Below are 14,861 nucleotides of genomic sequence, written 5' to 3'. Positions count from 1 at the left end.
CCTAGAAAACTATTCAAAAAAAAGCCTCTCCAACCGATAGGAGAGGCTTTTGAATCTTTTCGTCTGTGACTTAAGGCTTATTTACTTCTTTTTACGCATCATATCAAAATACGATACGGGTTGATCTACCTTCATTCTAATTCGTTGAAGCGGGTGACGAGCAGCATCCAATTCGTTGCCTTCCTCATCCCAGATCGTTTCGACCGTTTGTTTAAAAAATGTTCCGTTCGGGCCGAAAAATTCAATTTCATGACCGGGTTTAAAATGGTTCCGTTGTTGAATAGTTGCGATGCCACTTGCGGCATCGTAGTCCATAACCAGTCCAGCAAAATCATAAGGGACTGCTTTTTCTTCCGGCTCATAAATATGATCCTCATGATCCGGTGTATCGTAGAAAAATCCTGTATTCAGCGGGCGATTGGCTGCCTTGTTAATTTCTTCAATCCATTCTGGTTTGAGCACATAATTTTCAGGATCAGCCATATAGGAATCAATCGCTTGACGATAGACATTCACGACCGTAGCCACATAGTGGATAGACTTCATACGTCCCTCTACTTTAAAACTGTCTACACCTACATCAATCAGATCAGGAACATTTTCAATCATACACAGATCCTTGGAACCCATAGAAAAGGCATTATCGCTCTCTTCAAACAGTGGAAGCTGGTTAACACCGAGCTGGAACTGTTTCAGTGCATTGCTCTCCTGTGCCTCTTCCTCAGATATCCAAACCTCACCTGGGCGGGCATCCTCAAACAAATCATATTTCCAGCGGCAAGACTGACAACATCCCCCACGATTGGAATCACGGTCTGTAAAGTGATTGGACAACACGCAGCGGCCGGAAAATGAAGAGCACATCGCACCATGGACAAAAGCTTCGATTTCGATGTCCACATGCTTTTTAATTTCTTCGATTTCCTCCAGACTGGTCTCACGCCCCAGTACTACACGCGGTAGTCCTTCGTTTTTCCAAAACTTTACTGCTTGCCAGTTCAACGTGGACTGCTGCGTACTCAAATGCACTTCCAATCCAGGAACAGCACGCAATGCCACGGATACAATAGCCGGATCAGCGACAATAACGGCATGAATTCCTGCCTCATACAGATTGCGCAAGTATTCCTCGATTCCGGCAATATCTTCATTGTGGGCATAGATATTGGTGGCCACAAGCACCTTAGCACCGTACTTGTTGGCAAATTCTACACCTTCGCGCATTTCTTCAAAACTGAAATTATCGGCGTTAGAACGCAGACCATATTTTTGTCCACCAATATATACAGCATCCGCGCCATAGTGAACGGCAAACTTCAGCTTTTCCAGATTTCCGGCAGGAGCCAACAGCTCCGGCTTATCCAGACGATTCCGTTTACCTATATATTTCCTCGTTTTGGTTATCGTCCCCATGACGTTCCCCCCTCTGTGAATTCAATTCATTTTAAAATTAATAAACCTGCTCTTTATAGAAAAATCCGAAGGAAAGTTCCCGTTCTGGATCTTGAAGACGGCGAACTTCATCCAGCCAGCTTTCATCATAAGCATAAGCATCCGGGTCAGCTGTATAAGTATCTATTGCTTTACGATAAGCACGAACAACCGCCTCATTGTAAGCCGTAGGTTTCAATAAGCCCTCGATCTTAAAGCTATGCACGCCCGCCTCCATTAGAATATGCAGGTCCTCCATGATGCAAAAATCATCTGAACTCATAATATGTGTCCCATTAATATCCTCGTAGATGGGGAACTTTTCTTCCTTCCGCTCTGCTTCAATCAGAAACAAGCCGCGCCCTCTACCCAAATCACCTTCTACATTACGTCCCTGATGCAGCATATAACTTTGAACAAGCTTACGCTTGGAGTGATAAATATTGGTCATACCATGTACCTGAACCTGTGCTTCTATGTTCAACTTTGGTATCATTTCGGTAATTTCATCCATACTGAGCTCACGAGCCAAAATGACCCGGGAAGCCCCTTTTTCACCCCAATAGTTGGCGGTTGCGAAGTTGGTGGAGATCATCTCACCGTTCCAGAACAGCTTAAGATGCGGAGTATACTCCTTCACGGCCATGAGCACTGCGGGATCATTAAACTCAATGGCATCTATGCCGCATCCAGCTAGGGTCTGCACATATTCGGGAAGGAGCGGCAATAGCTCGTTCGTCATCAAATTCGTCATGGATACATATACCTGTGCCGTATGCTTGCGTGCCTCTTCCACCACTTCACGGATTTGGTCAGGTGTAAAATGTCCCGGCAGCCGCATTCCAAAGCGGTCATCTCCAATAAGTAATGCAGTAGCTCCAGCCTCCAGCATATGGCGGGCATCCTCCGGAGAGCTGGCAGTTGCCAGTAGTTCGGGTTTGTAAGCCATAGGCTCACCTCCTAATTTGTCTTACGGTTACTTACCTGAATGTTATGCAAATGTTCTTTATACGTTTTGGCAAACAAATGTTCATGTGTCCCATCTTTTTTGGTCACATAAAATAAATAATCTGTAGCTTTTGGCTGTAAAGCCGCTATCACTGAGTTTAGACTGGGACTTGCAATCGGCCCTGGCGGAAGTCCCAGATGCAAATACGTATTATAAGGGCTTTCCACAGCCAAATCCTTGTAATACAGCCGTTCTTTTTGCTTGTCCAGCATATATTGAACCGTAGCATCAATTTCCAGCTTCTTACCCTGTTTGAGCCGGTTATAAATGACGCCAGCTACTACAGACCGCTCATCTTCCACAACCACTTCGCGCTCTACGAGAGAAGCAACTGTCAGCAGTTGATGCAGCGTTTCACCCCGCTGTTTCAGCTTCGCATCCAAATCGGCAACAGTTTCCAACCGCTTTTGTGTCTGTTCCAGCATCACCTGTATAATATCTTTGGCCGTACTGCCCTTTTTCAGCTCATAGGTTTCCGGGAAAAGATAGCCCTCCAGCGCATAGCGAAGCCCCGCCTGCTTTGGAATGTCCCGCACTAGCGCGACGTCAAAAGAGGACGGATCGTTGGCCAGCTGCAAAAATTGCTGCCGATCTGTCAATCCTTCCTTTTGCAGCTTATCAGCCATCTGTCTAATCGTAAAACCTTCCGGGATTGTAAAACGAATCATTTCCTCTTTGACAACATCTCCGGCCGATAACTTAGTAATCAACTGATCAAAGGTTGCGCCAGGCTGCGCCTCATATTTTCCGGCCTGAAATGCGCTTCCTTGCTGTTTGAATTTTACATAAGCCTTAAACACGAGCGCATTACGTATAAGTCCCTTTTGCTCCAGCGTATCTGCAATAGCCGATGTTCCTGTTCCCTGCACCACCGTAAAAGCAACGGGTTGTGTTTGGGGCTGAACAGGCTGCATGGCATTCCAGATATAGAGGGCTGCACCTCCTGCTATAATGATAAGCAGTAGAAATAACGTAAACATCCTTGTCCTTCGCTTCACATCCACCCAACTCCTTCACAGCCAAAAAGGGCGGACTGGTCCGCCCTTTCAGGTTTGATCTCATCGTTATCCAGACTTACAGTTCTTCCGGCAACGTACATTCATCGTACAGTTCGGAAATATCTTCCCACTCATCATCATCTTCAATGGTGGTGATGGAGATTTCGCCGTCTGTGGATGAGCTTACATGGTAAAGTTCATGTTCGCCAACAGCAGCCCCAGGTCTACGCAATACGGCGTACCGTTGCTCACCTACCTTGAACTCTGCTTCCAATTCCATGCGCATCGCATGGCCCTGTTCATCCTGCAGCTCTACATCGCCGTCGAACGTTTCCTTCAAATCAGAGGTCCAACTCAGGTCTTCACGTGAATAGATCGTCATTTCCCGTCTTCCTCTTCATCTTCTTCTACAAATGTATTAAAGGTCTCTTCGACGATTTCCCATTCGGCATCGTCTTGGATCACAAACAATTTAATATCATCGCCTTCTTCCTCGTAACGGAAGGCGTACACATCGGACTCATCAGCTTCAGGGTCCACTGGCGCAACCATCATGTACTTCGCTTCGGAACCATCTACCTCAAACTTCATAATGACCTCGAACTCTTCCTCGTTGCCCTCGTCATCGGCAATATAAATAATTTCCGGCTCTTCTTCCATACCCACTTGATTTTCAGCCATTACGAAATCCCCCTCACCTTGTACTGTGTGCGTCCAAATAGTTTTGCAAGATCAGGCTTGCGGCCAGTTTATCTACCACCTGCTTGCGTTTTTTTCGGCTGACGTCGGCCTCCAGAAGCGTACGCTCCGCCGAACGCGTCGTCAGCCGTTCATCCCAAAGGTGAACGGGTAAACCCAGTAACTCCTTGAGTCGGTTCGCAAACTCGATGCAAATCTCACCGCGTGGACCCACGGTTCCGTTCATGTTTTTCGGCAAGCCTACAACAACCTCGCTGACCTCATTGTCACGAACCAAATTTGCAATTTTACCGAACTCGCTGTCGTCACCGCGTCGTTCTATGACTTCCAATCCTTGGGCGGTCCAGCCGAAGGCATCACTTACGGCGACCCCAATTCGGCGATCCCCGTAATCCAATCCCATTACTTTCATGCCTGTCTCCTAACGGTGCTTGGCGAGATAGAAACGAACCAATTCTTCAATCAACTCATCGCGCTCTTTTTTACGTACCAGGCTTCTGGCATTATTATGCCGTGGCACATAAGCCGGATCACCGGATAGCAAATAGCCGACGATTTGATTGATCGGATTGTATTCTTTTTCCACCAGCGCATCATATACGGTCAACAAAATCTCCTGAGCAGAAGCTTCCTTCTCATCTGCCTTGACATTAAATTTGACCGTTTTGTCCATGGAATCCATTGTTGACACCTCGCTTCCACAAAACATGTGTACATGTTTATGCCAGCTTATTCTTTTACATCATACCATAAGCAAAGCCCTACAAGGAAATATCTAAGCCCGTTTTTTCCCAAAAATCCGCAAAAATTATCGAACTTTATCCTTGTGAGGCTGCCGACACCAGTTCATGCGCACGTTGAAGTGCTTCGTCCAGCTTGCTGGCATCCTTACCACCGGCTTGCGCCATGTCAGGTCGTCCGCCACCACCGCCACCACATACGGCAGCAATTTCTTTCACGAGCTTGCCTGCATGAAGTCCAGCTTTGGTATGCTCTGCCGGAACTGCTACGACAAAATTAACTTTGTCGTCCATTGCAGCGCCGAGCACCAGCACAGCAGCCGGAAGTTTCCCTTTCAGTTCATCAGCAATCGCACGCAACGCATCCATGCTGGAAGCCTGCACGCGTGCAGCCAACAGCTGCACCCCGCCTGCTTGCACGACCTGATCGGTCAGCTGGCCTGCCTCAATAACGCTCAGCTTGCTTTGCAGCGATTCATTTTCACGACTGAGGTCTTTAATTTGTTGCTGCAAAGATTCGATACGCTTAGGTACCTCAGACAGCTTGGATTTTACAAGCCCAGCCGACACCTTCAACAGCTCTAATTGACCTTCCATATATTCAAAGCCAAAACGTCCGGTCACCGCTTCAATACGACGTACACCTGATCCAATGCCGCTCTCGCTGACAAGCTTGAACAAGCCAATTTGCGAAGTATTGCTGACATGACAGCCACCGCATAGTTCAATGCTGTAATCGCCTACCTTAACGACCCGTACGATATCTCCATACTTTTCACCGAACAGCGCCATTGCTCCGAGAGCCTTGGCTTCATCAATCGGTTTCAGTTCAATATTAACGTCCAGTTGGCTCCAGATGGCACGGTTTACACGCAGTTCAATATCCGCCAGCTCTTCTGGTGTAATGCTTCCAAAATGGGAGAAGTCAAAACGCAGACGCCCAGGCTCTACCAAAGAACCCGCCTGATTGACATGGTCACCCAGCACTTCTTTAAGCGCTTTGTGAAGCAAATGTGTAGCCGTATGGTTTTTCTCTATTTCTCCACGTGAAGCTTGATCTACTTCTGCTTTCACCGTATCGCCAACGGTCAGCTCACCGGCTTCTACAACAACCTGATGCACATGCTGACCTTGTGGCGCCTTAAACAGCCCTTCGACCTTCGCGGTTACCGTACCTCCACGCAGCAAGCCTTGGTCACTGACTTGTCCTCCGCTTTCGGCATAGAAAGGAGTCACATCCAGCACGACCTGACAAGACTGCCCTTCACTAACACTGTCCACCAGTGCATCTTCATATACAATCGCCACAATTTTAGACTCAGTTATGAGGTCATTATATCCAACAAATTCACTTTTAACCGCCAGATCGGACAAAGCTCCGCCCTGAATCTTCATGCTGGCGCTGTCCTGATGAGCATCACGGGCACGTTTGCGTTGCTCCTGCATCGCTTCATCAAAACCTTCACGGTCTACTTTCAAGCCTTGCTCGTCCGCATAATCCTCTGTGAGATCGAACGGGAAACCGTACGTATCATACAGTTTGAAGGCATCTGCTCCGCTAATGACATTGCGACCTTCGGCTTTCGCCTGAGCACTGATATCGGACAAAATGGCCAATCCATCTGTCAGTGTTTCATGGAAGCGTTCCTCTTCTGTTTTGATCACTTTGATGATGAAATCACGCTTGTCCACTACCTCAGGGTAATACACACCCATGACATCCCCAACGGTTTCCACCAGCTCAAACATAAATGGACGGTTCATGCCGAGCATTTTTCCATAGCGCACAGCCCGGCGCAGCAAACGGCGGATCACGTAACCCCGTCCTTCATTAGAAGGCAGCACACCGTCACCAATTGCAAAAGCTACGGTGCGGACATGGTCAGCAATAACCTTAAGAGCCACGTCACTGTCCACATTTTCGTTATATTTTACTCCTGCCATCGCGGCTGTTTTTTGGATTAGTGGCTGGAAGATATCCGTATCAAAGTTGGAATCCACATTTTGCAAAATGGATGCAAAACGCTCTAATCCAGCCCCTGTATCAATATTTTTGTTCGGAAGCGGCGTATAGCTGCCGTCTTTGTTATGGTTGAATTGTGAGAATACGAGGTTCCACACTTCCAGATAACGCTCATTTTCTCCCCCCGGATACATTTCAGGGTCCGTCATGTCGCTGCCGTAGGCTTCGCCACGATCATAAAAGATTTCCGTACAAGGTCCACAAGGGCCTTCACCGATATCCCAGAAGTTATCTTCCAGTTTGATGATACGCTCGGCAGGAAGTCCAACTTTTTCGTTCCACAGCTTGTACGCTTCCTCATCCTCAGGATACACAGTTACAGCCAGACGTTCCGGATCAAAACCAATCCATTTTGGATCCGTCAGAAACTCCCATGCCCATGTAATGACTTCTTCCTTAAAATAGTCACCAATGGAAAAGTTGCCGAGCATTTCGAAAAAAGTATGATGACGGCGCGTTTTACCGACATTCTCAATGTCGTTCGTCCGGATACATTTTTGCGAATTGGCAATACGCGGATTTTCCGGCTTCACACGTCCGTCAAAATAAGGCTTAAGCGGCGCCATACCCGCATTAATCCACAGCAGAGAAGGATCTTTATGTGGAACAAGCGGTGCGCTTGGTTCAATCACATGTCCCTTGCTTTCAAAAAACTCCAGCCATTTGGAGCGGATTTCACTAGCTTTCATATAAGTAGCCTCCTAATTATGGTGTCACTGGTTCCTGGCACTGGCCATAAAAAAACAGAAAAACGCCCCTGAACGGATCAGGGACGATTGTATCGCGGTACCACCCTGGTTAACGCCGTCCCCTCTGTACGAAATGCCCATGCGCAAGCTGCACACCAACATTTGCTTAACGGACGATCGATCGCCTTGTTTTCACTGGTAACGGGAGCATCCCGGCGGGTTCAGCCCGCACTTCGAAATGAGCTTTCCCTACTGGATAAACACATTTAAACATACTCAATTCAGTATATCCGTGTCATTTAGCCGTGTCAACGCGATTTCAGACAAGATACATACGGTGTATGGACAAAATCAGATTGTTTTCCGCTTCACATAATAAGCAAAAAAATGCTGAAGTCCTACCTTTAAAACCGCCATCACGGGAACCGCTAAAATCAAGCCGGTAATTCCCGCAATTTCCCCACCCACTAGCAGAGCGAAAATAATGGCTATCGGATGCAGATGCAACGTTCGTCCCACCACCTGGGGAGAGATGACATTGCTCTCCAACACTTGAATACAGGTGTTAACGACCACGACCAAAAGCATCATTTTTAAGGAGACCGTAGAAGCCATGACTACTGCCGGAGCAGCTCCCAAAAAGGGGCCCAAATACGGAACGATGTTAAAAACCGCAACCACTCCTGCCAGCAACAGCGCATAAGGCATGCCAATGAGCATATAGCCGAGATAAGCCATCACTCCAATAATGACGCATACCAGCAATTGTCCCCTGACATAGTTGCCAAGCGCCTGATCAATTTCCTTAAGTACCGTTACAATCGCCTTGCGACGAGAACGCGGGAGGTAAGACACAATCGTCCGCTCGAACACATCAAAATCCTTCAAAATATAAAAAATGAGGAACGGTACAATAAACACATTGAACAGCATGTTGATCATCCCGCCGATGTTATCCATAAAGGTAGAAATCCCTGTTGCCATCCGATTCTCTAGTTGGAAAAACCATTGATTCATACCCGTTCGCACCCCTTGGGGCAAAATGCCGCTATCCATACTCGTCATTAATCCCTGTGCATGCATGGTCAGCTCAGGCAGATGCTCATTCAGCTCATCCAGTTGTTCAATGAACATCGGAATCAGGTTCATCAGAATCACAACGAGACTGGCTAAAAACACAGCATAGATGAGCAGCACAGCTACGCTTCGAGGCACCTTGCGACCGCCCAGCATACTAACAACGGGATTAAGTACATAGGAGATGATCATCGCTACCGCAAACGGAGCAATGATTGTTTTCAGAAATTCATACAAATGCAAAAACAAAGGTCGCAGCAGCCAGATAAAATATAGAATGACAAGTCCCAGCAGCGTCCATATTCCGTACCGGAACAGTCTACTTTTCGTTAATTGCTCCATTTCGTGCCCCCTTACTGGACTAGCCTCCTTTAAGTATATGCCTGTACCTCCACTTTAATCCTTCCCGCAAGTCTGGATTGCCCTATAGATTACCATTGTAAAAAAATGATGAAAACGAATGAAAACAATTAACAAAGTCATTCCATCTGACGATATAAGTACAAAGCACTACTTTAAGCTTTCACATTTCTGAAACATCGGGGGTCGTTACATGAACTTAAAAATCAAGCTTATTCTCCTTTTTACTTGTATTGTTATCGTTGCAGCTGGGCCATTGTCGATCATTAGCATGACAAGCGTTAAAAATCAGGCCAACCATGATATCCAAGAGCTTATGAACAGCAAAACCTCCGAAACCGTCAATCAGCTCGACGGATGGATAGGTGGTAACGCCAAAATTATTGAAACACTGGCTGCGAGCCTGGAATCCAGCGATATTTCATCAGATGCCAAAGCCGTATCTCTGAAAGCAGCCTTTCAAAACTATAAAGATCAAAATATTTCCAATATTTACGCAGGCTTTGAAGATGGATCCTACTGGGATGGATCTGGCTGGTTTGAAGCAGGTTATGATCCTCGCGTTCGACCGTGGTACAAGGATGCCAAAACCAAGGGAGAAATGTATTACTCGTCCCCGTACATTGATGCAAATAGTACGAATTTCACCATTTCTATTGCAAAGCCTCTCAAAAATTCGAATGGCTCCGTCACTGGTGTGGTCAGCGAGGATATTATGCTCAACGATATGACAAAAATGATTAAAAGCATAGACCTGAACGGATTGGGCTACGCATTTCTGATTGACCAAAATGGAGCCGTGATCGCGCACCCAGACAACAAGCTGGCTGGCAAAAACCTCAAGGACACCCCCGAGTTGGGCTCATCAACCGCGGACCTGCTGAGCGCCGCTTCGGGAAGAACAGACTATAACTACAATGGAAGTGACCGTCAGCTTTATTTTAAAAAGATGCCTAGCACAGGCTGGATTGTAGGGTTGTCTATTTCCAAAGAAATTGCTTTTCAGGAGTATTACTCCACTCGTAATACGTTGATTATTACGGTTGCTATCATCTTGGTCGTCGCTATGCTGCTGGCAATCTGGGCGGCAAACAACTTTATTAAGCCGATTCGCAGACTCCAAGCGAATGTCAAACGTATAGCTGAAGGTGATATGACCGCTCGCGTAGATGTTAAGGGTAAAGATGAAATTGCCAGCCTGGGAACAGATTTTAATATCATGTCTGATAATCTCTCTCACCTGTTGCGCAAGGTATCAGATACGGCGGGCGATGTCAGCTCAGCTTCCCATGATATGCATCAGCACGCTAAGGATACTGGAACCATCGCGTCACAAATCTCCAGTGCAGTTCAGGAGCTTGCCCAAGGAGCGAGCGATCAAGCTGAGGCTGTATATTCCGGCTCTGAGAAGCTGACTCACATGACAGGCTCCATCGACCAGATTGGCGAAAGTGTCAAACGGACCCAAACTGCTGTATTCGAAACAGATTCTGCCGTGCTCGCAGGGTATGAAACAGCAGAACGTCAAGCGAAACTGGCCGCCGAGTCCAGACAAACGACGACTGCGGCAGGAGAAGCCGTAGATTCGCTCGCGCTGAAAACTCAGGATATTGAGCGCCTGGCCGGGGCCATTCACGATATCGCCGCACAAACAAACCTGCTGGCCCTCAATGCATCCATCGAAGCAGCACGGGCCGGGGAACACGGACGAGGTTTTGCCGTCGTCGCGGGAGAAGTGAGAAAGCTGGCTGAGCAAGCGGGCAGTTCCAGTGACAGTATCATGAGGAAGCTGGAAGAAATTAAAATTGCAGGAGTACAAAGCGCAGAGGAAATGAAGAAAGCACTTGCTGTAACAGTAGAACAGGAGCATGCTGCCATTGCGACGAGACAGGCGTTTGAATCCATTCGTGGGGCTTCTCAGCATATGCTTGCCCAAATTGAGGACGTTACCGCCGCCGCAGATCATCTCCGTGTGAATGCTGGACATATTTCCGATGTCATTTCCAGCGTTGTCGCTGTTTCTGAACAAAGTGCAGCATCTACAGAGGAAGTGGCTTCTTCTGTACAAGAACAAGGTCATGCCATGAACAATATTGCCGACCTTTCTGCCAAACTCGATTCTCACGCTGATCTTCTATTGGAAGAGGTCAAACGCTTTAAATTGTAAAACTAACCATCTTCATAAATATGGTATACAAAAGAGGGTGCCCCGAACGGCCATATGGCCGTTCGGGGCACCCTCTTCGTTGTTTTTATCAAGCGTTATCCAACCTACTAAGCCGTATGTAGATCACACCTCTTAGTAAGCAGCCTGTCCACTTTCGGTGTCAAAGCTTAGGAAGAAGCATGAATTTGCGGCAAGTCCTGTTGTGCCATCTCGTCTCCAAAGAATAGGTCGTCCAGCGAACTGAGCGTTCCATCCTCTTCCACTTGGTAGACAGACATTTTTTCACCATTCACCTGAAGTTCGATAAAGCATCCCCAGCAATAAAATTGATGGGAGCCGATTTTGCCGATATCTTTGGAATTACAATTCGGACATCTCAATAAACTCACCCTATCCATTAACAGAATATATGGCTTTTTCCAGACGCTGCTCGCTTAACGGGGGAACCATAACGGCATTTTCCCCGATGGACATATCTTCGGTGCAGGGCAGCCATTTCCGCCCTTCTATAATATCCGATACAAAACCATCGCTGATTTCCAAGCCTATTATGTTATTGCCCATTTCCTGGTCAAAATAAACATCCGAGATGTGCCCGAGCATAAGCCCTTCCTCTGTTAGCACGGATAGATCCTTCAGTTTACCGGGTCCAAGCAAGTACGTATGTTGTATATCATGGGCCTCCGTTTTACGGACAGCCTGCTGATTGCGAATCATGATCGCATCCTCACCGTACGCAACGATGTCATCCCAAGCAACCATTTTCACGTGAGAAGAAAAAAGCCCTTTTCCTTCCAACTCGATCCCTGTGATTCGCCAATCAGCTGTCACCATAAAGTCATGTATTTTGCCAATCTGCTTCCCGTCCTCCACATCGAAAACGGCAAGTCCGATCATATCTTGAAGCTTCATATTATAGGGTACCTCCTCATTCTGCAATCCGAACGAAGGTGCGGTCATTTTCCTACATGCCTGTCAGACCTTGCTTCCGTTCATGCAATGAAATGGAAAACCGCCCCTCCCTTCTTATTAAAATGCGGAGAAATCCCTAGTACCTAGTACGCAGCCGCTTCCATATGGTTTCAATTTTCTTGGCCGTGTATTCCATTTCTTCCGTAGTATTACCCAATCCGAAGCTAAACCGAATCGCTGAATGTAAAACATCTTCAGGAAGATCCATCGCCTGCAATACATGCGATAGCTCTAGAGATCCGGAAGTACAGGCTGATCCGCTTGCTGCTGCGATTCCTTCCATGTCAAGGTTCATCAACATGGTCTCTGTACCAATGGCCGGAAAGCTAACGTTGAGGACATTAGGTAAAGAATGTTCAGGGTCACCGTTAATCACAAAATTTTGGCTACCCAGAGTGTCTTCCAACCCTTTAAGCAATGTCTGGCGAAGAACTGTATCGTGCCCCCCACGCTCCTCAATGGAAGCATTAGCAAGAGTTGCGGCTTTAGCCAGACCCGCAATACCAGCGATGTTTTCTGTTCCGGCACGGCGTTTCTTCTCCTGAAGTCCCCCATGCATTAGCGGCTGAATGCGTGTACCCTGACGGATATATAATGCACCCACCCCTTGTGGTCCGTTAATCTTATGACCCGACACACTCAGTAAGTCAATCGGGAGATTCCGGCAGTCGATGGATATATGACCGAAAGCCTGAACCGCATCTACATGGAATACAATGCCATGTTCTCTCGCAATCTGCCCTACTTCTGAGATCGGCTGAATAACGCCCACCTCATTGTTGGCATACATCATGCTGATCAAAAAAGTGTCCGGTCGAATGGCAGCCTCGATATCCGCAGGGTTCACGCGTCCAAAACCGTTGACCGGGACATAAGTCACCTCATACCCCGCTTTTTCCAGCTCATCACAAGCATGAAGCACTGCGTGATGTTCAACTGCGGTTGTAATCATATGCCCGGAAGTACGGCCGTCTGCCGTAGCCGTCCCAAACAGGGCCAGATTATCGCTTTCTGTCCCTCCGCTTGTAAATATAATTTCTTCAGGCTTGCAGCCCAAAGAGGCCGCAACGGCATCCCGAGCAGCGCTGACGGTGCGCTTGGCATCGCGACCAAAAGCATGAACGCTCGAAGCGTTGCCAAATTGACCGGTCATGATGTCCATCATAGTCTGCGCAACCTGAGGATGCATAGGAGTCGATGCGGCATGATCCAGATAAATTCTGTTCATGTTAATCCACCTCAAATATAGAACATATATAAGTCGTTATCTACACAAGCATACAGGAAGCGAGTTAAAGCCGCAAGGGTAAAGGGTTTTTGCGATTTTTGAGCGAGTTAAATCTACAAGAAAAAATAACGACATACAAGCATTTTTGCGGGTAACTTGCGGGTTATTTTTCAACTAATACAAAGCAAAAAAGAGCAGAGAAGACCCTGCTCTTTTCCCATTTAATTGTTCATACCTCATTCAGAAACAATATCCATTAATAATTCATACTCTTGTAGAGGTGAGATAACCCTTATTATAGCAGGTGGCTTTATATCATATACATTCATAATGATTTCTGCAAGAGCTGTTGCCGCCTGCTGGCTTAAGTTCTGTTCTGTCTCTACCTTATGTGTCTGCATTGACGATCTCCTTATGTGTTTGTCTTTACTGAATAATGAATTTCTTGTATACTCACGTTGGTTCTTTTCCTGTGGGAGTTACTTGGCTATCCTGGCAGGGATGCCAACCCACATAAGCGCCTCTCCTTGGGAGGCGTTTTTTCACGCTCCTTCTCGTAACAGGGACTTTCGTTCCTGTTATTTTGAGTTCTTGAATCTCTTAACCTTTTTATACCAACATCACATTATGACGTAAAGGGGAAAAATGTCGTATGATGTCGAACTGGATCGGGCCATCCTAGGGTGAATTTTTCTTGACTTTTTCTTATATGTATGATAAAAGCCCAACCAAAGGCGGGCTTAGTTAAATTCTAGTATTTTTTTTAGCATCTCAAGTTTGCTTTTGCTTATAGAGCAAGTATAATCTGTATCCTTAAATATAATTTTCGTTCCATAACTCTGCTCATCATATCCAGCTACTTTTGATAGATTTATTAACTGACTTGGAGTAGCAGGAAATAGATAAGGAAAAGCCTTCTTGCATTTCTTGAAGGTCAAAATGATTGCGATGTATTCATTTTGGTTATGAAAACGAGGAACATGATAATTTTTTTTGGGGTCCCACATATCAAAAAAGGAAACATCTTTCGCAGGGTAAAGGCCAACTGAAGTCTTAGTTTCACCTAAGATAAACCGCCGATCATCGGGGCGCCTTTTAGCAGCGTCAATAAGGTCACTCAAAAATACAGAATTAGTCTTATTAACGCTAGTATGCGCTTGGGAACCACCAAAAAAAACTTTACCGCCATAGTCTGCTGTTTCGTGTGCGGAAACATTTTTTAGATTAACCAAATTGCCTGAATCCAAGCTAATAAAATCGGGAAATCCGTTAGCGAATTCCCCGAGAGTTGTTGGAACTGTATAATTACCGCTAGTCGTGAAAAAAAACGGCACTTCATAGTTAGATTTTGGTTTCCAATTTTCGATACTGACTAAATCGCTCTCAAAAAAAGAAAACCTGTCTCCGTAACTACCATCTGGCAAAACTTCCGGTGCAAAAATCTCTCTGTTGTCGTTATCCATAGGTC

The 14,861-nt window shown here is 46.4% G+C and carries 15 protein-coding genes; 1 reads left to right on the top strand and 14 read right to left on the bottom strand.

Going from position 1 to position 14,861, the window contains the following annotated elements; genetic code table 11:
• Positions 1–81: 81 nt before the first annotated feature.
• From MHB46_RS21815 to MHB46_RS21775, 9 genes are all read right to left on the bottom strand, one after another.
• A complete protein-coding gene (locus MHB46_RS21815) occupies positions 82–1,413 on the bottom strand; it encodes a peptidase U32 family protein (protein WP_165178713.1) in 1,332 nt (443 codons plus the stop codon).
• A 37-nt stretch (positions 1,414–1,450) separates the two neighbouring features.
• On the bottom strand, positions 1,451–2,380 hold the full coding sequence (locus MHB46_RS21810) for a peptidase U32 family protein (RefSeq protein WP_341163390.1): 930 nt from the start codon (positions 2,378–2,380) through the stop codon (positions 1,451–1,453).
• Positions 2,381–2,391: 11 nt separating this feature from the next.
• A complete protein-coding gene (mltG, locus tag MHB46_RS21805) occupies positions 2,392–3,420 on the bottom strand; it encodes an endolytic transglycosylase MltG (protein WP_341163781.1) in 1,029 nt (342 codons plus the stop codon).
• Positions 3,421–3,514: 94 nt separating this feature from the next.
• The gene (locus MHB46_RS21800; RefSeq protein WP_068941975.1) at positions 3,515–3,820 is read right to left on the bottom strand and encodes a DUF1292 domain-containing protein; all 306 of its coding nucleotides are present in this window, start codon (positions 3,818–3,820) and stop codon (positions 3,515–3,517) included.
• A complete protein-coding gene (locus MHB46_RS21795) occupies positions 3,817–4,119 on the bottom strand; it encodes a DUF1292 domain-containing protein (RefSeq protein ID WP_023989904.1) in 303 nt (100 codons plus the stop codon). The genes MHB46_RS21800 and MHB46_RS21795 overlap by 4 nt, the downstream gene beginning before the upstream one ends.
• Positions 4,120–4,132: 13 nt before the next feature.
• Positions 4,133–4,549 (bottom strand): Holliday junction resolvase RuvX, encoded by a 417-nt coding sequence (gene ruvX / locus MHB46_RS21790; protein WP_341163389.1) that lies wholly within the window; start codon positions 4,547–4,549, stop codon positions 4,133–4,135.
• 9 nt (positions 4,550–4,558) lie between these two features.
• Complete coding sequence (locus tag MHB46_RS21785; protein WP_007431624.1) at positions 4,559–4,819, bottom strand: IreB family regulatory phosphoprotein; 261 nt, start codon at positions 4,817–4,819, stop codon at positions 4,559–4,561.
• Between the two features lie 136 nt (positions 4,820–4,955).
• On the bottom strand, positions 4,956–7,589 hold the full coding sequence (gene alaS / locus MHB46_RS21780) for an alanine--tRNA ligase (protein WP_322173558.1): 2,634 nt from the start codon (positions 7,587–7,589) through the stop codon (positions 4,956–4,958).
• Between the two features lie 351 nt (positions 7,590–7,940).
• Entirely contained in the window at positions 7,941–9,008 is a 1,068-nt protein-coding gene (locus MHB46_RS21775; protein WP_341163388.1) for an AI-2E family transporter, read from the bottom strand.
• Between the two features lie 211 nt (positions 9,009–9,219).
• Between MHB46_RS21775 and MHB46_RS21770 the strand changes: the two genes are divergently transcribed.
• Positions 9,220–11,193, top strand: a complete 1,974-nt coding sequence (locus MHB46_RS21770) for a methyl-accepting chemotaxis protein (protein ID WP_341163387.1) — start codon at positions 9,220–9,222, stop codon at positions 11,191–11,193.
• Between the two features lie 167 nt (positions 11,194–11,360).
• Here MHB46_RS21770 and MHB46_RS21765 read toward each other — a convergent pair whose 3' ends face one another.
• From MHB46_RS21765 to MHB46_RS21745, 5 genes are all read right to left on the bottom strand, one after another.
• Entirely contained in the window at positions 11,361–11,573 is a 213-nt protein-coding gene (locus MHB46_RS21765) for a hypothetical protein (RefSeq protein ID WP_013311529.1), read from the bottom strand.
• A 10-nt stretch (positions 11,574–11,583) separates the two neighbouring features.
• Positions 11,584–12,105, bottom strand: coding sequence for a PRC-barrel domain-containing protein (locus tag MHB46_RS21760; RefSeq protein ID WP_013311530.1), 522 nt, complete (start codon positions 12,103–12,105; stop codon positions 11,584–11,586).
• A 136-nt stretch (positions 12,106–12,241) separates the two neighbouring features.
• On the bottom strand, positions 12,242–13,393 hold the full coding sequence (locus tag MHB46_RS21755) for a cysteine desulfurase family protein (protein WP_341163386.1): 1,152 nt from the start codon (positions 13,391–13,393) through the stop codon (positions 12,242–12,244).
• 236 nt (positions 13,394–13,629) lie between these two features.
• Entirely contained in the window at positions 13,630–13,794 is a 165-nt protein-coding gene (locus tag MHB46_RS21750; RefSeq protein WP_341163385.1) for a hypothetical protein, read from the bottom strand.
• A 339-nt stretch (positions 13,795–14,133) separates the two neighbouring features.
• The gene (locus tag MHB46_RS21745) at positions 14,134–14,856 is read right to left on the bottom strand and encodes a LytTR family transcriptional regulator DNA-binding domain-containing protein (RefSeq protein WP_341163384.1); all 723 of its coding nucleotides are present in this window, start codon (positions 14,854–14,856) and stop codon (positions 14,134–14,136) included.
• Positions 14,857–14,861: the final 5 nt, after the last annotated feature.

Origin of the sequence: Paenibacillus sp. FSL H7-0703 (assembly GCF_038003485.1) — a bacterium.
GTDB lineage: Bacteria > Bacillota > Bacilli > Paenibacillales > Paenibacillaceae > Paenibacillus > Paenibacillus polymyxa_B.
Note: the sequence above shows the minus strand (reverse complement) of the source record. Positions and strands in the feature narration are given on the sequence as shown.